Here is a 20,659-nt window from a genome sequence, read left to right as displayed (position 1 = left end):
GATGAAGAGGAAGAAGCAGCTGGTTCAGGAAAAGGCGGAGATCTTCCTTATGATGTTTTAGAAGCAATGGGCGGGAAAGAAAATATCTCGCATTTAGATGCTTGTATCACTCGTCTCCGTGTATCGGTAAATGACATCGGATCCGTTGATAAAAACCGTCTAAAAAAACTTGGTGCTTCAGGTGTGCTGGAAGTTGGAAATAATATTCAAGCTATCTTTGGCCCACGTTCTGAAACAATAAAAGGTCAAATGAAAGATATTATGAACGGTAAAAGACCGCGTGTGGTTGAAAAGGCACCTGAAGGCGGAGTAGAGCAGCAAATCGAAGAAGTGAACCCAAAAGCATTGCAAACAGAACATAAGGAAGACTCTTTTGTATCGCCGATTAAAGGTGAAATCAAACCAATAACAGAAGTTCCGGATGCTGTATTCTCTGGGAAAATGATGGGTGATGGATTTGCAATTATTCCTTCCAATGGGAAAATAGTTTCACCTGTTGATGGGAAGATCGTTAATTTATTCCCAACCAAACATGCCATTGGCATACTGTCTGACAGTGGAAGAGAAATTCTTATCCATGTTGGTATCGACACTGTTAAGTTAAAAGGGCAGGGTTTTGAAACTTTCGTTAAAGAAGGGGACATGATCAAAGCAGGGCAGCAGCTTCTGCAAGTCGATCTTGACTATGTAAAACAAAACGCTCCTTCAATCATGACTCCGATTGTATTTACCAATCTGCAATCAGGAGAAAACGTGGTTATCAATAAACCCGGCAATGTTGATCTAAATGATAAAGATATTATTAAGATTGAAAAATAATATATAATAGAAGAAAGTGGTCAGTTTCCCTTGTGGGAGCTGGCCGTTTGGTTTTTAAAACATATAGTAGTGAGTAGAAGGTAAATGATTACAAATGGTGTAGTTCCTCAAAAATACTGGTGCGTTTCCCTCATATGCAGTACCTTTCGCGGTAATTCTTACTCAATGAACTATGATGTAAAAAGCGAAATACTTAGGGACATAGTGATTAAAGTAGTATAGAATCTGTATGAGGAAGAGGTTTAAAAATCATTCATAAGGGTATATAGATTATTAACCTCTTTTGTAATAGTTTTTACAGCATGAGTGTAATTAGAATAAGCTAATTATAAGTACTTTTATTGAAGCTATATACTTTATTGAAATATTTTTTTAAAAAAGTATTGGATTTCTATTGACCTATTTGGGTGTGTGATGTTATTATATTTTAGCAGTCGTTAATCAAGAGTCATAAACAGCTAAGAAAAAAGCTGAGAAAAAAGTTGTTGACTTACACGATGATAGCTGTTATGATAAGAAAGTCGCTAACGAAGCGGCGAAAAATTGCTCTTTGAAAACTGAACGAACAATAAAACGTCAACGTTTAAAAAAGATTCTTCGGAATCAACAATGTACATTATGTACACAAGAGCTAATCAACTCTTTCTTGGAGAGTTTGATCCTGGCTCAGGACGAACGCTGGCGGCGTGCCTAATACATGCAAGTCGAGCGGACGAATGGGAGCTTGCTCCCTGAAGTCAGCGGCGGACGGGTGAGTAACACGTGGGCAACCTGCCTGTAAGACTGGGATAACTTCGGGAAACCGGAGCTAATACCGGATAATGCTTTTGGACTCATGTCCTTAAGCTGAAAGATGGTTTCGGCTATCACTTACAGATGGGCCCGCGGCGCATTAGCTAGTTGGTGAGGTAACGGCTCACCAAGGCAACGATGCGTAGCCGACCTGAGAGGGTGATCGGCCACACTGGGACTGAGACACGGCCCAGACTCCTACGGGAGGCAGCAGTAGGGAATCTTCCGCAATGGACGAAAGTCTGACGGAGCAACGCCGCGTGAGTGATGAAGGTTTTCGGATCGTAAAACTCTGTTGTTAGGGAAGAACAAGTACCGGAGTAACTGCCGGTACCTTGACGGTACCTAACCAGAAAGCCACGGCTAACTACGTGCCAGCAGCCGCGGTAATACGTAGGTGGCAAGCGTTGTCCGGAATTATTGGGCGTAAAGCGCGCGCAGGCGGTCCTTTAAGTCTGATGTGAAAGCCCACGGCTCAACCGTGGAGGGTCATTGGAAACTGGGGGACTTGAGTGCAGAAGAGGAGAGTGGAATTCCACGTGTAGCGGTGAAATGCGTAGAGATGTGGAGGAACACCAGTGGCGAAGGCGACTCTCTGGTCTGTAACTGACGCTGAGGCGCGAAAGCGTGGGGAGCGAACAGGATTAGATACCCTGGTAGTCCACGCCGTAAACGATGAGTGCTAAGTGTTAGAGGGTTTCCGCCCTTTAGTGCTGCAGCAAACGCATTAAGCACTCCGCCTGGGGAGTACGGCCGCAAGGCTGAAACTCAAAGGAATTGACGGGGGCCCGCACAAGCGGTGGAGCATGTGGTTTAATTCGAAGCAACGCGAAGAACCTTACCAGGTCTTGACATCCTCTGACACTCCTAGAGATAGGACGTTCCCCTTCGGGGGACAGAGTGACAGGTGGTGCATGGTTGTCGTCAGCTCGTGTCGTGAGATGTTGGGTTAAGTCCCGCAACGAGCGCAACCCTTGATCTTAGTTGCCAGCATTCAGTTGGGCACTCTAAGGTGACTGCCGGTGACAAACCGGAGGAAGGTGGGGATGACGTCAAATCATCATGCCCCTTATGACCTGGGCTACACACGTGCTACAATGGATGGTACAAAGGGCTGCAAGACCGCGAGGTTTAGCCAATCCCATAAAACCATTCTCAGTTCGGATTGCAGGCTGCAACTCGCCTGCATGAAGCCGGAATCGCTAGTAATCGCGGATCAGCATGCCGCGGTGAATACGTTCCCGGGCCTTGTACACACCGCCCGTCACACCACGAGAGTTTGTAACACCCGAAGTCGGTGGGGTAACCTTTTGGAGCCAGCCGCCTAAGGTGGGACAGATGATTGGGGTGAAGTCGTAACAAGGTAGCCGTATCGGAAGGTGCGGCTGGATCACCTCCTTTCTAAGGATGAAATGAAGTTTATCTTCATTAAAAGACGTCTTTATTTGTTCGTTCAGTTTTGAGAGAGTAATCTCTTATTGAAAAGCATATAACTTTACCGTTATGTGGGCCTATAGCTCAGCTGGTTAGAGCGCACGCCTGATAAGCGTGAGGTCGATGGTTCGAGTCCATTTAGGCCCACCATTTTCTTTAACGGGGCCTTAGCTCAGCTGGGAGAGCGCCTGCCTTGCACGCAGGAGGTCAGCGGTTCGATCCCGCTAGGCTCCACCAATTGTTCCTTGAAAACTAGATAATGCAATATAGAAGAAGATTACCAAGTAATCGCCATCTTAGTTTTTTCTCTCTTATTTATTTTAAGTAAGAGCAATAACCATAAACACTGGTTAAGTTAGAAAGGGCGCACGGTGAATGCCTTGGCACTAGGAGCCGATGAAGGACGGTACTAACACCGATATGCTTCGGGGAGCTGTAAGTAAGCTTTGATCCGGAGATTTCCGAATGGGGGAACCCATCATCCGTAATGGGATGATATCTTTACCTGAATACATAGGGTATTGAAGGCAGACCCGGGGAACTGAAACATCTAAGTACCCGGAGGAAGAGAAAGCAAACGCGATTCCCTGAGTAGCGGCGAGCGAAACGGGATTAGCCCAAACCAAGAGGCTTGCCTCTTGGGGTTGTAGGACACTCTACACGGAGTTACAAAGGAGCGAGGTAAGTGAACAGGTCTGGAAAGGCCGGCCATAGAAGGTAAAAGCCCTGTAGTTGAAACTTCGTTCCCTCCAGAGTGGATCCTGAGTACGGCGGGACACGAGAAATCCCGTCGGAAGCAGGGAGGACCATCTCCCAAGGCTAAATACTCCCTAGTGACCGATAGTGAACCAGTACCGTGAGGGAAAGGTGAAAAGCACCCCGGAAGGGGAGTGAAATAGTTCCTGAAACCGTGTGCCTACAAGTAGTCAGAGCCCATTAACGGGTGATGGCGTGCCTTTTGTAGAATGAACCGGCGAGTTACGATTACATGCAAGGTTAAGTTGATAAGACGGAGCCGCAGCGAAAGCGAGTCTGAATAGGGCGAATGAGTATGTGGTCGTAGACCCGAAACCAGGTGATCTACCCATGTCCAGGTTGAAGTTCAGGTAACACTGAATGGAGGACCGAACCCACGCACGTTGAAAAGTGCGGGGATGAGGTGTGGGTAGCGGAGAAATTCCAATCGAACTTGGAGATAGCTGGTTCTCTCCGAAATAGCTTTAGGGCTAGCCTCATGTAGTAAGAGTCTTGGAGGTAGAGCACTGTTTGGACTAGGGGCCCTCATCGGGTTACCGAATTCAGACAAACTCCGAATGCCAAAGACTTATCCATGGGAGTCAGACTGCGAGTGATAAGATCCGTAGTCAAGAGGGAAACAGCCCAGACCACCAGCTAAGGTCCCAAAGTATACGTTAAGTGGAAAAGGATGTGGAGTTGCTTAGACAACCAGGATGTTGGCTTAGAAGCAGCCACCATTTAAAGAGTGCGTAATAGCTCACTGGTCGAGTGACTCCGCGCCGAAAATGTACCGGGGCTAAACGTATCACCGAAGCTGTGGATGGACACCATTAGGTGTCCGTGGTAGGAGAGCGTTCTAAGGGCGTTGAAGCTAGACCGTAAGGACTGGTGGAGCGCTTAGAAGTGAGAATGCCGGTATGAGTAGCGAAAGATGGGTGAGAATCCCATCCACCGAATGCCTAAGGTTTCCTGAGGAAGGCTCGTCCGCTCAGGGTTAGTCGGGACCTAAGCCGAGGCTGAAAAGCGTAGGCGATGGACAACAGGTTGATATTCCTGTACCACCAAAATCCGTTTGAGTGATGGGGGGACGCAGGAGGATAGGGTAAGCGCGCTGTTGGATTAGCGCGTCCAAGCAGTTAGGCTGCAAGTGAGGCAAATCCCGCTTGCATACGGCTGAGCTGTGACGGCGAGGGAAATATAGTACCGAAGTTCTTGATTCCACACTGCCAAGAAAAGCCTCTAGCGAGGATTAGGTGCCCGTACCGCAAACCGACACAGGTAGGCGAGGAGAGAATCCTAAGGTGAGCGAGAGAACTCTCGTTAAGGAACTCGGCAAAATGACCCCGTAACTTCGGGAGAAGGGGTGCTCATTAGGGTGTTAAAGCCTTGATGAGCCGCAGTGAATAGGCCCAGGCGACTGTTTAGCAAAAACACAGGTCTCTGCGAAGCCGCAAGGCGAAGTATAGGGGCTGACGCCTGCCCGGTGCTGGAAGGTTAAGAGGAGGGGTTAGCGCAAGCGAAGCTCTGAATCGAAGCCCCAGTAAACGGCGGCCGTAACTATAACGGTCCTAAGGTAGCGAAATTCCTTGTCGGGTAAGTTCCGACCCGCACGAAAGGCGTAACGATCTGGGCACTGTCTCAACGAGAGACTCGGTGAAATTATAGTACCTGTGAAGATGCAGGTTACCCGCGACAGGACGGAAAGACCCCGTGGAGCTTTACTGTAGCCTGATATTGAATTTTGGTACAGCTTGTACAGGATAGGTAGGAGCCTGAGAAACCGGAGCGCCAGCTTCGGTGGAGGCGTCGGTGGGATACTACCCTGGCTGTATTGAAATTCTAACCCGCGCCCCTGATCGGGGCGGGAGACAGTGTCAGGTGGGCAGTTTGACTGGGGCGGTCGCCTCCTAAAAAGTAACGGAGGCGCCCAAAGGTTCCCTCAGAATGGTTGGAAATCATTCGTAGAGTGTAAAGGCACAAGGGAGCTTGACTGCGAGACCTACAAGTCGAGCAGGGACGAAAGTCGGGCTTAGTGATCCGGTGGTTCCGCATGGAAGGGCCATCGCTCAACGGATAAAAGCTACCCCGGGGATAACAGGCTTATCTCCCCCAAGAGTCCACATCGACGGGGAGGTTTGGCACCTCGATGTCGGCTCATCGCATCCTGGGGCTGTAGTCGGTCCCAAGGGTTGGGCTGTTCGCCCATTAAAGCGGTACGCGAGCTGGGTTCAGAACGTCGTGAGACAGTTCGGTCCCTATCCGTCGTGGGCGCAGGAAATTTGAGAGGAGCTGTCCTTAGTACGAGAGGACCGGGATGGACGCACCGCTGGTGTACCAGTTGTCTTGCCAAAGGCATCGCTGGGTAGCTATGTGCGGAAGGGATAAGTGCTGAAAGCATCTAAGCATGAAGCCCCCCTCGAGATGAGATTTCCCATAGCGTCAAGCTAGTAAGAACCCTGAAAGATGATCAGGTTGATAGGTCAGAGGTGGAAGCGTGGCGACACGTGCAGCTGACTGATACTAATCGTTCGAGGACTTAACCACACAATGGCATTACTATTTTCTTCTTCTAACATTATCTAGTTTTGAAGGAACAATTTTTCATAAAATGTTCTTGACTTTTCTTAAAAAGACGTTATAATAATAAATGTCTTTAAAAAGTCCGGTGGCGATAGCGAGAAGGTCACACCCGTTCCCATCCCGAACACGGAAGTTAAGCTTCTCAGCGCCAATGGTAGTTAGGGGCTGTCCCCTTGTGAGAGTAGGACGCTGCCGGGCGAAACAAATTATCCTATTATTCCGCAGTAGCTCAGTGGTAGAGCACTCGGCTGTTAACCGAGCGGTCGTAGGTTCGAATCCTACCTGCGGAGCCATATGGAGAGCTGTCCGAGTGGCCGAAGGAGCACGATTGGAAATCGTGTAGGCGGTTTATAGCTGTCTCAAGGGTTCAAATCCCTTGCTCTCCGCCATTCTAAAATATATATATGGCCCCTTGGTCAAGCGGTTAAGACACCGCCCTTTCACGGCGGTAACACGGGTTCGAATCCCGTAGGGGTCACCATGCATTTCGGAGGATTAGCTCAGCTGGGAGAGCATCTGCCTTACAAGCAGAGGGTCGGCGGTTCGATCCCGTCATCCTCCACCATTATTATTATTATTATCGCGGGGTGGAGCAGTCCGGTAGCTCGTCGGGCTCATAACCCGAAGGTCGCAGGTTCAAATCCTGCCCCCGCAATTTGGTCCGGTAGTTCAGTTGGTTAGAATGCCTGCCTGTCACGCAGGAGGTCGCGGGTTCGAGTCCCGTCCGGACCGCCATTTTTAAAAAGAAATCAATACATATGGCTCAGTAGCTCAGTCGGTAGAGCAAAGGACTGAAAATCCTTGTGTCGGCGGTTCGATTCCGTCCTGAGCCACCACTACTGCCGGTTTAGCTCAATTGGTAGAGCAACTGACTTGTAATCAGTAGGTTGGGGGTTCAAGTCCTCTAGCCGGCACCAGCAGTGTTTATATAATCCGGAGGGGTAGCGAAGTGGCTAAACGCGGCGGACTGTAAATCCGCTCCTTAGGGTTCGGCGGTTCGAATCCGTCCCCCTCCACCATTTTTAGGGGTATAGTTTAATGGTAAAACGAAGGTCTCCAAAACCTTTGATGTGGGTTCGATTCCTACTACCCCTGTAATCTTTATGGCGATTGTGGCGAAGTGGTTAACGCATCGGATTGTGGTTCCGACATTCGTGGGTTCGATTCCCATCAGTCGCCCCATTTATTTTCACAAGACAAACTAGATATTCATACTATACATTATGGCGATTGTGGCGAAGTGGTTAACGCATCGGATTGTGGTTCCGACATTCGTGGGTTCGATTCCCATCAGTCGCCCCATATATTTTATTGGGCTATAGCCAAGCGGTAAGGCAATGGACTTTGACTCCATCATGCGTAGGTTCGAATCCTGCTAGCCCAGCCATTCGCGGAAGTAGTTCAGTGGTAGAACACCACCTTGCCAAGGTGGGGGTCGCGGGTTCGAATCCCGTCTTCCGCTCCAATTATTTATGGCGGCATAGCCAAGTGGTAAGGCATGGGTCTGCAAAACCCTGATCACCGGTTCAAATCCGGTTGCCGCCTCCATAATTGTTCAGAAACGCCGGGGTGGCGGAACTGGCAGACGCACAGGACTTAAAATCCTGCGGTAGGTGACTACCGTACCGGTTCGATTCCGGTCCTCGGCACTTTTAGAAGTGCCATTTAATATTTTTTATGCCGGTGTGGCGGAATTGGCAGACGCGCACGACTCAAAATCGTGTTCCTCTGGAGTGTCGGTTCGACCCCGACCACCGGTATCAATTCTTTCAGCAATTTAAACGTGAATATACTGTAATATCAACCGTTTCTCACAGTGTGGGAAACGGTTTTTTGTGTTTATTTTTAATAAATTTCTTTTACTGAATAACTTCAAATCGTATGAATTAATCGTGTGCATAGATTGGAGGGAAGCCAGCTTATGAGTAGACGAAAGAATATATTAAGTGCTGCTGAATAACTGTTATTCAACAAAAGAAATGTATCACCTGCCGTAAAAAAGTTCGTTCCAAACAGAAGAAGCCAACTTACAGCTGAATTTCTTACCTTTCAAAATTTATATGGTTATGAGGTCAGGCATATAATCCTAGGAGTGGGAATGAAAAAAGAAAGTTGAAAATAAGATTGGTTATATTCAATATAATTTTTTTAATAAGGCTCCATCATAACTAGTTTTGAAGATGTTCATTTTGTCATTAATATACAAAACAACGACAAAACCTTACATTTTGTGTAATACCTCATTCACCCACAACTAATAATACTATGCCTATAATCAATAAATGAGAGCACAATTGCATCCCAATAGCTCGGATTGTTATATGGAAAAGTTGGGATGAAAACGCATACAATATTAATTTCCTGTGTGCTATCATAATTTACAAGAAGGAGGTGAGCATTTGAGTTTAGATGAACGTAGTATGTTAATTCTTCAAGAAGTAGCAGTTCTCCCAAGTGTACAATCTGAATATCTCTCATCCAAGTATGGATTAAGTAAAGACCAAATTAATTATAGCTTTAAGAAGATCAACGATTGGCTGGAAGTAAATAATCTTCCTATTATTACGAAAGATGCCAATGGTCATTATAAAAGTAAAGCACTTATTAAAAAGCTACTTACAAAGGAACAAAAGGAAAAAAAAGCTAACTTTATTCTCACTCCTATAGAAAGGGCACAACTCCTCTGTTATATTCTGTTATGCAAAACAGAGTACTTAACCCTCTTTCATCTGACAAAGGAACTACAAGTAAGTAAGAATACAGTACTAGCTGATTTGAATCAAGCAAGAATAATTGCTTCTTCTTTTTCAGTGAACATTGGCTATTCTAGATTGGAAGGTTATTATGTCGAGGGGAAAGAGTGGAATAAGCGTTTATTTTTAATTGCTTTAATTGAAACATTTATAAAGAATCTTAAGGGGTCCTTATTTATTGAGATTTATGGGGGACTGGACAAAGAAGAAATAACAAGGATGGCTAATGTAATCTCCATCTGTGAAAGGAACTTACAGATCCTCTTCACTGATGAAAAGCATGATTCCCTCCCTTATATTTTTGCAAGTATATTGAAAAGGGTTGAAATCGGGTTAACACTTGAAAAGAAAAGTATAGATCTGACTAATAAGGGAGGCTATCGGATATTATCAGAGTTAATTAATATAAGAAGCGAGACTTATAGAGAAGAGCTTTCCTTTTTAACCCTACAATTGCTTACAGCCAGCCTTTCTGATTCCTTAGAAGAAAAAGTAATGGTCGAACATATTGTTATTCGTGGAATTCATGATATGTTAGATTCCTTTGAACAAACGACGTGTCTATTTCTCTCTGAGCGCGAAGAGTTGATTGAAAAACTAATTCTTCATTTAAGGCCAGCTTTTTATAGAATCAAGTATGGAGTAGTCACTGATACTGATATGTCCTTTGATGAAAATGCCTTTAATCTAATGTTTGATTTGGAATTAAAAGAACTCCACCATTTAGTGAAAAAGTCGATTTCCCCTCTAGAGCTTGCGATCGGTAAGCCTATTCCTGAAAAAGAAATTAAGTATCTAACTATGCTTTTGGGTGGATGGATGGAATTAAAAGGGGATTCACTGCAGCAACGGATTAAAGCTCTGGTTGTATGTCCAAATGGAATGTCCGTGTCAAAACTAATGAAGAGTACCTTAAGTCAATTATTCCCAGAGTTTGTCTTTATGGATGCACTTTCTGTAAGAGAATTTAAAGAGTATCGCTTGGATTTTGATGTTGTTTTTTCTCCAATTTACCTAGATACGGATAAAAAGTTATATGTTATCAAGCCTTTTATGGAAAACAAAGAAAAAGAGTTCCTTCGAAGACAAGTGATGCAAGCTATTTATGGATTTAACACACCTGTATTTAATTCGGAAGAGCTCATGAAAATTATTAGTAAATATGCTGATATTAAAAATGAAAATGCATTAAAACGAGAAATTAATAACTTGATAAAGCAAAGTTGTGTTGTGGATTCCCATATTTCAAATGATGACGAAAAACCAGATTTAGCTGCTCTTATTCCGATAGAGAATATTATTATCAAACAAAAAGTAAAGTCCTGGAGACATGCAATCCAAATGGCTTCTCAACCGTTATTAGACCAACAGTATATTACAGAAGATTACGTAACAAAAATGGTGGAACTTCATGATGTGGAACAGCCATATATCGTGTACGGTTCCGATATAGTACTCCCACACGCTACACCGGAGGACGGTGTAAAAAAACTTGGGATGAGTTTATTAATTATTACTGATGGTGTAAAGGTATCAAGCACACAAACTGTAAAACTAGTTGTTGTCTTAGCACCAATTAATAAGAATTTACATCTTCGTGCACTCATACAACTTTCTAAATTATCCGAGTCACCAGAAATTATAGATAACATAATAAGTTCTTCAACTCCTAAAGATGTTCATTTATGGTTAGAAGACTTCTCAATGAGAATGTCTGTTTAATCATTAGTAATAGAAATAAAAATAAAGATTGAGAGGAGAATACTAATGAAAAGAGTCGTTTATCATGGCATTCAAGATTTACGTTTGGAGGAAACTGACATACCAGTTCCTAGTTATGGGGAAGTAGTTGTTAAAAATCATGTTACTTTAACATGCGGGACAGATGCAAAAATGTATATGCGGGGTTATCGTTATCAACCTCCACACCTTATCGGTCACGAAGCATCAGGTGTCATTTGTGCAGTCGGTGAGGGAGTAGAAAAGTTTAAAGTAGGAGATAGAGTAGTTGCTCATAACACGGCACCCTGTCATAAATGCTACTACTGTAAAAAAGGTCAACATTCCATGTGCATTGATTTACCTTCCAATCTAGGAAGTTATGCGGAATATCAGCTTATACCAAAACGAATTGTAGAAGAAACTATGTTTCTCTTACCAGACGACATGGATTATAAACAGGCTGCCCTGCTGGAACCGCTCGCTTGCGCAGTATATGGGACATCAGAGGTTCCGATTGAATTAGGAGATACGGTAGTAGTCAATGGGTGTGGACCGATTGGGTTGATGTTTATCCGATTAAGCTACCTACGTGGTGCAAGAGTGATTGCTGTTGATATGAAGGAGAACAGACTTACTTTAGCAAAGAAGATGGGTGCCCAGGAAATCGTAAATATTAGTGAGGATATTGATCAAGTTCAAGAAGTACGCAAGTTAACTGAGGAAGAACGTGGGGTGGATATTGCAATTGAAGCAACAGGTGTTACTGCTGTATGGAACATGGCCTTTGACATGGTTCGTCCTGGCGGAACAGTGCTTTGTTTTGGAGGAACAAAAAAGGATACAACTGTTACATTTGATTGTACTAGGCTCCACTATGAGCAAATAACGGTCAAAGGAGTTTTTCATACTACACCGATTCATGTTCATGCAGCATTTGAATTACTTAAAATGAATGCGATTACAGCGGATGACTTTGTTCAGAATGAATTTTCCATCGAAGAGACTGAGCAAGCCATCCTTGAACATGCTCGAGGTGAAGTAATTAAAAATTGTATTATCTATCCTTGAGGATTGGAGTAGTGAATGCGGTGAATTTTTCAGAGTTATTTGACCTAAGTTTAGTTTTCTATGATTTAGAAGTGAAATCGAAGGAAGAATTTTTGGAAAAAGTGTCAATCGAACTAGAAACAAAAAAGTATGTAAAAAATAGTTATAAGGATGCTATTAAGGCAAGGGAATTAAAATATCCAACAGGCCTGCAAACAGAAATTATAAAAGTAGCCATTCCACATACCGACCCTGAGCATGTGAATAAGTCAGTGATTAGTATTGCAAGGTTAAATAAACCGGTACAGTTTAATGAAATGGGTAACCATGATCAGACTGTGGACGTTGAACTAGTCTTTACATTGGCTCTTAATGACGGTAAGAATCATTTAGGTGTTATTCAACGCCTTATTGGTTTATTTTCCAATGGAGAAGTTATGAAGAAACTTAAGAAATCAGACAATAAAGAAGACTTGTTAAATGTTATTCTTGAATCAATGTATATATAAATTTTTCATATTATACTAGGGGGTCTAGATATGAAGACAATTATTGTAGCTTGTGGTGGAGGGGTCGCTACCTCCCAGACGGTTGCTGTAAAGTTAGAAAATCTATTAAATGAAAGAGGTTATGGAAGCAAGATAAATATTGAGGCGATTAATATTAATTCCCTGTCCACATATATCAAAATTGCTGATATATATGTAACTATTTCCCAAGTTCGTGAGGGAGGTTATGATATTCCTGTATTTAATGGAATACCTTTCCTAACTGGTATCGGAGCTAATGAAGAGCTAGACAAAATAATTGAAGCTTTGAAGGCATGAAAATCCATTAGAAGAGGAGAGATCTTATGAGTTTTCTTCAATCATTTTTTCAGGGATTAGTTGATATGGGAGCGCCAGTATTTCTAGCTATAATTTTAGCATTGATTGGTATCATTTTCCGTATGAAGGTCAGCCGGGCATTGTCAGCTGGTCTTACGCTGGGGGTTGCTCTAGTAGGAATTAGTCTAGTTGTTGACTTTATGATAACTAACGTAGGTACTGCATCAAAAGAGTTTGTTGAAAATACAGGGATTGAGCTTGGTGCCCTTGATATGGGCTGGCCACCAGCATTAGGACTTGCTTGGACATGGGAATTTGCATTCTTGATGTTCCCAATTCAGATTATTGTCAACATCATTATGCTGGCATTTAGATGGACTTCTTGCGTTAACGTAGATATGTGGAATGTTGGAAACAAGGTATGTACAGCGTTTCTAGTTTCGTATGTATCGGGCCATGCATGGCTTGGTTTATTATTTGCAACTCTCCAAGCAGTTTTAGAACTTATTAACGCGGATATTACTAAGTATCGACTGCAAAAGCTAACAGGTATTCCTGGGGTTTCCATGCCTCACCCGATGTTTTTAACAGGAATCTGGATCTATCCAATTGTAAAGATTATGGATAAATTAATACCTGCAACTGCTAATCTAGATGCACAAAAAGTACGTGAAAAAGTCGGAATATTCGGTGAAAATCACATTATGGGTTTCATCGTTGGATGTCTGATCGGGTTATTCGGTGGTTACGGTTATAAAGAGACTCTCACCCTAGGTGTTCAAGCAGGTGCAGCATTAACATTATTCCCATTAGTAGCAAAGCTATTTACAACCGCTCTTACTCCAATTAGTGAATCTGCCACCAGTTTCATGAAGAATCGTTTTAAAGATCGTGAGTTTTCAATTGGCTTAGATTGGCCAATCATGGCTGGTCGTCCTGAGCATTGGCTAATTATGATATTAACGATTCCCATTCTCTTAGTCTATGCACTAATTCTTCCCGGAAATCTAGTTCTGCCTTTTGGAGGATTAATGAATATCTGTATAGTTGTACCATTCTTCTTCCTTACACAAGGGAATCTTGTCAAAATGGCAATAGGTACAATCATTAGTATCCCCATGCAATTATACGTTGCGACCTACTTTGCGCCACATTTCACTGCCCTTGCTGGTAAAACTGGTGGAGTTGAAACACCAGAGGGTCAAATGCTTGCGTGGTTTGGTATGGATATTTCAGAGCTGCGATACATTTTTGCTGAAGTATCACAACTTTCATTAGCAGGTATCATCCTATTTGTAGCAACAATATTCCTATCTATTTTCTATTATAAAGGTATGAAGAAAGACGAAGAGCAATTTAAAGTTGAGTTAGGGATAGATTCAACTGATAAAGGGGTGTCTTAATATGCGGAAATGGCTATTCTTCACGCTCCTTGGATTAAGTATCATCTTTTTCATAGTTAGTCTAATCAGTTGGAACTTATTACTGGGTGCCTGTTCATTTGTGATCGCAATCGGTCTTACTAGATTCCTAGACGATGCAGGTATAACTGGAAGATATAGTAGTAAAGAGTTGAAAAAAGAACTCAAAAATATACATTCACAAAAGTCCGAGGTGGAAATAAGTGAGGGAGTACAATGAAAAAAATAATTAATAAGACTGAGGATGTTGTTTCAGAAAGTTTGGAAGGGTTTGTTGCTGCTAACCAACGGACGCATCAGAAAGTAAGCGGGATTAATGGACTGATTCGAAAGGATTCTTCCAATCAAAAAGTAAGTATTGTTGTTGGTGGAGGAAGTGGGCATGAACCTGTTTTCATAGGACTGATTGGGGAAGGGATGGCTGATGGTGCAGCACTTGGCAGTGTCTTTGCCTCACCTGATCCAGATACCATTTTAGAAGTAATAAAGGCAGTAAAATCCGAAGCAGGCGTTCTTTGTTTAGTCATAAATTACGCCGGTGATACGATGAATTTTGGTGTGGCATCTGAATTAGCGGATGTTGAAGGGATACATTTGGAAACGGCCATTGTACACGACGATATTGCTTCTGCACCGAAAGGACAGGAGAACGAACGGAGAGGGGTAGCAGGACTCTTGCTAGTTACAAAAGTAACTGGTGCCGCTGTTGAACATGGCTATTCACTTAAACAGGCAAAAGTCCTTGCAGAAAAGGCAAACAGTCATACGCGTACTTTGAGCATCGCCTTAACACCTTGTTCACTACCTGGAAGTAAGCCTAACTTTACCATTGCCGATGATGAATATGAATTTGGTATGGGTATTCATGGTGAACCAGGGATTAAGAAAAATAAATTCAAAGCGGCTGATGAAATTGTTACAGAAATGACGGATGCGCTAGTTGATGATATTGAATTACAAAGTGGGGATAGAGTGGTTGTTTTAGTTAATGGGACTGGTGCAACAACAATATTAGAGTTAAATATTGTTTTTCGGAAAGTCCAAAAGCTATTAGAAGGGCTAGGTGTACAGATCCATGACACAATTATTGGAAACCATTGTACATCATTGGAAATGGCTGGAGTCTCCATTTCGTTTCTAAAACTCGATGGTGAATTAGAACAACTTTATGACCAGCCTGCTTACACTCCATATTTCTACAAGAGGGGTTACTATAAATGACACAATTAACAGTGGCAGATACTAAAGAAATGTTTTTGTATGTTGCTGATCAATTAATTGATAGTAAAGAATCTTTATGCGAAATTGACGGGAGAATTGGTGATGGAGATCATGGATTTGGGATTGAAAGAGGCTTTCAGGCAATCAAACAAACCATCTCTAGTAAATCATATGAAACGATTAACGAGATTTATAAGGATATAGGTATGGTGATGCTTCGTTCGATGGGGGGAGCATCAGGAGTCATATTTTCAAGTATGTTTCTGGGTGTTAGTCCATTGCCGGTCTTTGAAACTCTAAATACCAAATCTCTCTTTGAAATGATGCGTAAGGGACTTGAAAAAGTGAAAGGTAAAGGGAAGGCAGAGCTTGGGGATAAAACGATGGTTGACGCGTTTGAACCAGCTGTAAATGCACTGGAGCAATATCTTGACACTGATTTAGAGGTTTCCCTTCGACACGCAGTTCATGCAGCAGAAGAAGGTGTTAACAAGACGAAAGAATATATGGCTAAGCACGGAAGAGCGAAATTTCTATATGAACGGTCCGTTGGTGTTCAAGACGCAGGTGCAACCACCGTTTTACTGATATTTAAAGCTATGTACGAATATGTTTCCATGAAGTGACTAATAAGTTTCTAACTAAATCTCTTAGTCAAAAGGATATACCAAGGAGGAATGATCATTGTCTGATTCCATTTTGCAAGCACCGTTTATGATTGAAGTTATTAGAGCCTGCTCTACTATTTATCAAGTAGGATGGGGTGAAAATCATGCAGGGAATTTAAGTTATCGTCTGACAGAAAAGGAAAAAGAAACATACATTGATAGGGATTGGGAGCCAAGTACCGAATATCAGCTTGAGAATCCTTGTCCTCAGCTTTGTAACGAATTTTTCTTGGTAACTGCTTCTGGAAGCCCCTTCAAAAATGTCCAATATAACCCTGATATACACTTGGGCATTATTCAAATCAATGACAAAGGGAGTGCTTATAAAGTTATCTGGGGATTTCGGGAGGGACGTAAACCAACAAGCGAGTTACCTACACACCTACTTTGTCAAAATGAAAGAATAAAACAGGACCCAGAGAGCAGAATTATCCTTCATTGCCATCCAACATACACCATTGCCATGACATTTATTCACCAGTTGGATGAGAGTGCTTTTATAAAGACTATGTGGTCTCTAAATTCTGAATGTATTCTTGTTTTCCCGGAAGGAATAGGATTATTACCGTGGATGGTTTGTGGAAACGGTAAGATCGGCTCAGCAACTGCTAAGAAGATGAACGAATATCGAATTGTTCTTTGGCCACACCATGGTATTCTTGCTGCAGGCAAATCAGTAGATTTAGCGTTAGGGTTAATTGAAACCGTTGAAAAAGCCGCGCAAGTCTATGTTGTCACAGAGGGCAAGGTAAAACAATGTATGACAGATCAACAAATTGAGGAGTTAGCTAAAGCGTTTAATCTTAAACCAAAAACGGGCATACTTAACAACTTGGTTTATTAGATAGTATGTATAAAGAATAAATATCGTGATTAGCAAGTACTGATCTACATGGAAACGTTAAAAGGGCACCACTAGTGATAAATAACTAGTGGTGCCCTTTTTCTATATGGTCGTTAAATTAAACAACAAAGCATTGGTTTTTCAGGAAGAATGATACGTATGTAGTCGTGTACCGTTCACTGGTGTAAAGAGAAAATTTAGGTCGTTAATATAAAATCAAGCTCATAATCCTACAAACTACAAGAATCATGAGCTTTTTTCTTTTCAAACTATTCATAACAACCGATATAAAATCATTTCATTCTACACAAAATCAAAACTCCCACTAAAAAGCATAGAGACAAAGCTAATTTCCGACTTTGTCACTTTCCCAATCCTCAATTTGCCCTCAGTTTTAAGAACAAGACTCAAACAACTCAATTCTCTCCCAATGCACGTTAGTTAACTCTTTCTCCAGTTCATCCCTTTGCAATTTAATTTCCTTCAAAGTGGATTTCACAAGGTCATACATTTTTTCTGTTTGTGACATGGCATCGGTAATTTTTCCATGGACCATCCAATCGACAACGATACCATCAAAGAAGTAATCGGCAACCGTAAGCATGTTGCCGATATCATAATCGTGGTCAAAATGCTTTTTGAGATCCAGCAGCTCTTCTCGAAATTGGCGGAGGGTGTGCTGGGCATCATGGATGAGATCCTGGGCACTATTGTAGCGGCTATGTTTGACAAAAGTCGAAATGGTGCCGCCGCCGAACATATCAAAGGTCGACCAATTATGTGCAGATTCTAATTCGTCCAGTGCCTCATCTAGCTGGTGCTTTGCTTTTTGTCCGACCTCAATCGCTTCATTGTACTCCTTTAAACCTGCAAACAACTCTGCTTCTTTTTCTGAAAGGGTGTATAATTGGTCGTTCCAAAATGAATCAGTATCGCGGATTAGACGTTCTTTTTCTTTTAAGATTGTTTCGTATTCCAACTCAGCATTTGCTACAGATGTAAGCTCTATTTCAAACTTTCGTATCTCATCTTCCATGTCAGCGATGGTTTCCATCGCTTCCTTATACTTTAGCTTCATAGCTGCAATTAGCTGTTCTTCTTGATCAATCTTTTCAAGTTTTTTGCCAATTAAAGAATAAAAAATGTTGGCAAGGGTGAAAGATTCAAAACGGCTAACATCTTCTTTTTTCTCTTCTAACATATGCATATACATGTCCCGTTTTTGTATTTCTAGCTGTAAATCGGCCTTTAAGCGTTCCAAATGGTCCTCATACTTCTCTTTTTTCCTTAAATCATCCTTCACAATGAGTAACTTTTCATTCAGCTCAGTAAACATTGGCGCTCCCCCTAAACAGCTCTTTATTGTATATACGGAAATGGCAGAATAAGGTTTCAAATTTGCAGGGAATCCTACGCCTATTTGGATAACAGTTAACAAAAGGCAATATATTTTTAGTTTTATATATAATTAAGAACAATCAAAAAAAAACACTTGACCTCCATATAAATTATCGCTAAACTAAGTCCATCGCACTTTATACTATTAACAACTTAATAATATTTCTTATCCAGAGAGGTGGAGGGACTGGCCCTATGATACCTCGGCAACAGACAATTTGTACTGTGCCAATTCCAGCAAGCAATGCTTGATAGATAAGAAGAGTAGGTTTTATTTATTTTAAAGCAAAGATCTCTTCTGATATCAGAAGAGATCTTTTTTTTGAGTTTGAAGAGTAGATAGAAAAATTCATTATGAAAAGGAGATACAATCATGAGTAATTCTTTTGATGCTGATTTCGCAATTGTTGGTTTAGGTTCCATGGGAAGTTTTGCCTTTTGGCAGCTTGCAAAAAGAAATGAGAAGGTGATTGGATTCGAACAATTTAAGCCAGGGCATGATCAAGGTGCTGGCCATGGGGAAACAAGAATTTTTCGGACGGCTTATGGTGAGGGAGTAGATTATGTTCCATTACTGCAGGAAGCACGTACCCTTTGGCGGGAATTAGAAGCCGAAACCAATGTGGAGCTATACACTGAAAATGGAGGAACAATGTTTGGCCCAGCAGGTGATGCTTTTATTGAAACGGTTGAAGAAAGTGTTCATACATATAATCTTCCGCATAAAGCATTGAGTGTGGAAGAAGCTAGGAACGAATTTTCTCAGATACAGTTTAAGGAAGACCAAAAGGTCATATATGAAGAATATGCTGGATATGTTCGCCCAGAATTAGCGATTGAAACAGCGGTAAAGCGTGGAGAGGAATTGGGAGGAAAAGTCTATTCAGATACAGCAGTAACCTCAATTGAGCATGATGAGGATGGAGTAACTATTTCCACTGGAGAACAGCAATTTAGAGTGAAAAAGGTGATTGTATCTGCTGGCGGGTGGACGAATAGTCTTTTACCTCAGCTTAATTTTCCACTTAAATTAGAGCGTCAGGTATTGGTTTGGTATGATGTGAAAAATCCTGAGCAATTTACTTCTGATAAATTCCCAATTTTTTCGAGAGTAGTGGATGGAGTAGGGTTTTATGGTTTCCCAAGTCTTGATGGAAAAACAGTGAAAGTGGCCATTCATCATGGTGGAGGAGATCTGATTGATCATCCAAGTGAAGTAGATCGGCAAATCCACGAAAAAGATGTGGAGCCTGTGACGAGACTTGTGAGGGAATACCTGCCGGGTCTTATACCTACACCTGTGAAAGTGAAGACGTGCTTCTATACAAATACACCGGATGAGCATTTTATTCTTGGTGAAGCACCAGGGTTATCAAATGTTATTCTGCTTGGACCAATGGCAGGGCATGGGTTTAAATTCGCACCGGTTATCGGGAAAATAGGTGCAGAATTAGCTGTTGGTGAAACTCCAGAGTTAGCAATCGATATTTTTAGCCCGGATCGATTTAAATAATCATACATCTTATGAGGAAAGAAGGAAAATATGGTGAAAAACAAACTTATGGCTTTAATACTTATTTTAACAGCAATACTTGCAGCGTGTGGATCAGAAAGCAGCTCTGGTGATCGTGTTGTAAAGGTTGGAACCACTTCTGCAGAAGCGCCAACATGGGAACTTGTTAAGGAGCTGGCGGCTGAGGAAGATATTGAAATCGAAATCATTAATTTTAATGATTATGTACAGCCGAATCTCACATTAGATAGCGGTGAAATTGACTTAAATGCCTTTCAGACCATTGTTTATTTTGATAGCTTTATAGAGGATAGAAATCTTGATTTATCTGCAATTGGAACTACTTCTATATGGCCAATGGGGATTTACTCTAATAGGATTAAGGATGTCAGTGAATTGCAAGATGGGGACCAGGTCATTATTCCCAAGGATCCTACAAACCTAGGAAGAGCACTTTCACTCCTGGAAAAAGCTGAATTGATCAAGCTAAAAGAAGACTTTGATGGAACTGGGGGAGTAGAAAGCGTAGTAGAAAACCCTAAGAACTTAGAAATTATTCCAGTCGATGCGGGGCAAACTCCACGCGGTTTAGATGACGCGGCTATTTCCATTATAAACTCAGATATGGCCATTAACTCAGGGCTAAATCCTACGAATGATCCAATCTTTAGAGAGGATTCAAGTAATAAAGCGTATATTAATATTATTGCAGCTCAAACAGAAAACAAAGATGATGAAGTTTTAAATAAGATTGTAGAAATCTACCATACGGATGAAGTATCAAGTTTCATTGAAGAAGAATTCGGAGGAGCTGCACTTCCGGTTAAAGAACCTATTTCATTTTTAGATGATTACGAGCAAAATTGATTTTGGATACTAGCC

Annotated in this window: 12 protein-coding genes, 19 tRNA genes, 3 rRNA genes and 1 riboswitch; of the genes, 33 read left to right on the top strand and 1 reads right to left on the bottom strand. The window is 42.0% G+C overall.

All coding sequences use genetic code 11. The features are described from left to right. The 31 genes from B7E07_RS18390 to rhaD form a co-directional block, all read left to right on the top strand. The coding region (locus B7E07_RS18390) for a glucose PTS transporter subunit IIA (RefSeq protein WP_176215244.1) at positions 1 to 819 on the top strand (819 nt) is incomplete at its 5' end. 643 nt (positions 820 to 1,462) lie between these two features. Next, positions 1,463 to 3,012 (top strand): 16S ribosomal RNA (locus tag B7E07_RS18385). A 106-nt stretch (positions 3,013 to 3,118) separates the two neighbouring features. Continuing rightward, positions 3,119 to 3,195 (top strand) — tRNA-Ile (locus B7E07_RS18380). A gap of 11 nt (positions 3,196 to 3,206) precedes the next feature. Then, positions 3,207 to 3,282 (top strand) — tRNA-Ala (locus B7E07_RS18375). 111 nt (positions 3,283 to 3,393) lie between these two features. Beyond that, positions 3,394 to 6,327 (top strand): 23S ribosomal RNA (locus tag B7E07_RS18370). A gap of 117 nt (positions 6,328 to 6,444) precedes the next feature. Next, positions 6,445 to 6,561 (top strand): 5S ribosomal RNA (gene rrf / locus B7E07_RS18365). Together the 16S, 23S and 5S rRNA genes with 19 tRNA genes alongside form the textbook arrangement of a ribosomal RNA operon. Positions 6,562 to 6,581: 20 nt before the next feature. Beyond that, a tRNA-Asn gene (locus B7E07_RS18360) sits at positions 6,582 to 6,656 on the top strand. Between the two features lie 3 nt (positions 6,657 to 6,659). Then, positions 6,660 to 6,752: transfer RNA gene (locus B7E07_RS18355), tRNA-Ser, on the top strand. A gap of 17 nt (positions 6,753 to 6,769) precedes the next feature. Further along, positions 6,770 to 6,844: transfer RNA gene (locus B7E07_RS18350), tRNA-Glu, on the top strand. Positions 6,845 to 6,852: 8 nt separating this feature from the next. Beyond that, positions 6,853 to 6,928 (top strand) — tRNA-Val (locus tag B7E07_RS18345). A gap of 16 nt (positions 6,929 to 6,944) precedes the next feature. Further along, a tRNA-Met gene (locus B7E07_RS18340) sits at positions 6,945 to 7,018 on the top strand. A 3-nt stretch (positions 7,019 to 7,021) separates the two neighbouring features. Beyond that, positions 7,022 to 7,098 (top strand) — tRNA-Asp (locus tag B7E07_RS18335). Between the two features lie 25 nt (positions 7,099 to 7,123). After that, positions 7,124 to 7,199: transfer RNA gene (locus tag B7E07_RS18330), tRNA-Phe, on the top strand. 5 nt (positions 7,200 to 7,204) lie between these two features. Then, a tRNA-Thr gene (locus B7E07_RS18325) sits at positions 7,205 to 7,280 on the top strand. Between the two features lie 18 nt (positions 7,281 to 7,298). Next, positions 7,299 to 7,382 (top strand) — tRNA-Tyr (locus B7E07_RS18320). A 5-nt stretch (positions 7,383 to 7,387) separates the two neighbouring features. After that, a tRNA-Trp gene (locus B7E07_RS18315) sits at positions 7,388 to 7,458 on the top strand. An 11-nt stretch (positions 7,459 to 7,469) separates the two neighbouring features. Next, positions 7,470 to 7,545, top strand: a tRNA-His gene (locus B7E07_RS18310). A gap of 44 nt (positions 7,546 to 7,589) precedes the next feature. Then, positions 7,590 to 7,665, top strand: a tRNA-His gene (locus B7E07_RS18305). Positions 7,666 to 7,675: 10 nt separating this feature from the next. Continuing rightward, positions 7,676 to 7,750, top strand: a tRNA-Gln gene (locus B7E07_RS18300). Positions 7,751 to 7,753: 3 nt separating this feature from the next. Next, positions 7,754 to 7,828 (top strand) — tRNA-Gly (locus B7E07_RS18295). Positions 7,829 to 7,837: 9 nt separating this feature from the next. Further along, positions 7,838 to 7,911: transfer RNA gene (locus B7E07_RS18290), tRNA-Cys, on the top strand. 15 nt (positions 7,912 to 7,926) lie between these two features. After that, positions 7,927 to 8,012: transfer RNA gene (locus tag B7E07_RS18285), tRNA-Leu, on the top strand. 30 nt (positions 8,013 to 8,042) lie between these two features. Further along, positions 8,043 to 8,123 (top strand) — tRNA-Leu (locus B7E07_RS18280). 639 nt (positions 8,124 to 8,762) lie between these two features. Then, positions 8,763 to 10,838 carry a BglG family transcription antiterminator gene (locus tag B7E07_RS18275; protein WP_080848290.1) on the top strand — a complete coding sequence of 692 codons (2,076 nt, stop codon included), beginning with the start codon at positions 8,763 to 8,765 and terminating at the stop codon, positions 10,836 to 10,838. A 45-nt stretch (positions 10,839 to 10,883) separates the two neighbouring features. Continuing rightward, on the top strand, positions 10,884 to 11,906 hold the full coding sequence (locus tag B7E07_RS18270; RefSeq protein ID WP_080848289.1) for a zinc-dependent alcohol dehydrogenase: 1,023 nt from the start codon (positions 10,884 to 10,886) through the stop codon (positions 11,904 to 11,906). An 11-nt stretch (positions 11,907 to 11,917) separates the two neighbouring features. Next, positions 11,918 to 12,394, top strand: a complete 477-nt coding sequence (locus tag B7E07_RS18265) for a PTS sugar transporter subunit IIA (RefSeq protein ID WP_176215243.1) — start codon at positions 11,918 to 11,920, stop codon at positions 12,392 to 12,394. Between the two features lie 30 nt (positions 12,395 to 12,424). Next, positions 12,425 to 12,712 carry a PTS sugar transporter subunit IIB gene (locus B7E07_RS18260; protein WP_080848287.1) on the top strand — a complete coding sequence of 96 codons (288 nt, stop codon included), beginning with the start codon at positions 12,425 to 12,427 and terminating at the stop codon, positions 12,710 to 12,712. A 26-nt stretch (positions 12,713 to 12,738) separates the two neighbouring features. Then, positions 12,739 to 14,115 (top strand): PTS galactitol transporter subunit IIC, encoded by a 1,377-nt coding sequence (locus B7E07_RS18255; RefSeq protein WP_080848286.1) that lies wholly within the window; start codon positions 12,739 to 12,741, stop codon positions 14,113 to 14,115. Positions 14,116 to 14,349: 234 nt separating this feature from the next. After that, positions 14,350 to 15,354, top strand: a complete 1,005-nt coding sequence (locus B7E07_RS18245; protein ID WP_080848284.1) for a dihydroxyacetone kinase subunit DhaK — start codon at positions 14,350 to 14,352, stop codon at positions 15,352 to 15,354. Then, the gene (gene dhaL, locus B7E07_RS18240; RefSeq protein ID WP_080848283.1) at positions 15,351 to 15,980 is read left to right on the top strand and encodes a dihydroxyacetone kinase subunit DhaL; all 630 of its coding nucleotides are present in this window, start codon (positions 15,351 to 15,353) and stop codon (positions 15,978 to 15,980) included. The genes B7E07_RS18245 and dhaL overlap by 4 nt, the downstream gene beginning before the upstream one ends. Positions 15,981 to 16,038: 58 nt before the next feature. After that, positions 16,039 to 16,866, top strand: coding sequence for a rhamnulose-1-phosphate aldolase (gene rhaD / locus B7E07_RS18235; RefSeq protein ID WP_080848282.1), 828 nt, complete (start codon positions 16,039 to 16,041; stop codon positions 16,864 to 16,866). 394 nt (positions 16,867 to 17,260) lie between these two features. Here the strand turns inward: rhaD and B7E07_RS18230 are convergent, their stop codons facing one another. Further along, positions 17,261 to 18,202, bottom strand: coding sequence for a hypothetical protein (locus tag B7E07_RS18230; protein WP_080848281.1), 942 nt, complete (start codon positions 18,200 to 18,202; stop codon positions 17,261 to 17,263). A gap of 225 nt (positions 18,203 to 18,427) precedes the next feature. After that, a riboswitch (SAM riboswitch) is annotated at positions 18,428 to 18,526 on the top strand. 111 nt (positions 18,527 to 18,637) lie between these two features. Here B7E07_RS18230 and solA point away from each other — a divergent pair. Next, on the top strand, positions 18,638 to 19,777 hold the full coding sequence (solA, locus tag B7E07_RS18225; protein ID WP_080848280.1) for an N-methyl-L-tryptophan oxidase: 1,140 nt from the start codon (positions 18,638 to 18,640) through the stop codon (positions 19,775 to 19,777). A 30-nt stretch (positions 19,778 to 19,807) separates the two neighbouring features. After that, a complete protein-coding gene (locus B7E07_RS18220; RefSeq protein WP_080848279.1) occupies positions 19,808 to 20,644 on the top strand; it encodes a MetQ/NlpA family ABC transporter substrate-binding protein in 837 nt (278 codons plus the stop codon). The last annotated feature ends 15 nt before the right edge of the window (positions 20,645 to 20,659 follow it).

It is taken from the genome of Cytobacillus gottheilii (assembly GCF_900166665.1).
In the GTDB taxonomy this organism is placed as follows: domain Bacteria; phylum Bacillota; class Bacilli; order Bacillales; family Cytobacillaceae; genus Cytobacillus; species Cytobacillus gottheilii_A.
The sequence above is the reverse complement of the archived record's forward strand: the minus strand, read 5'-3'. Positions and strand labels throughout refer to the sequence as shown.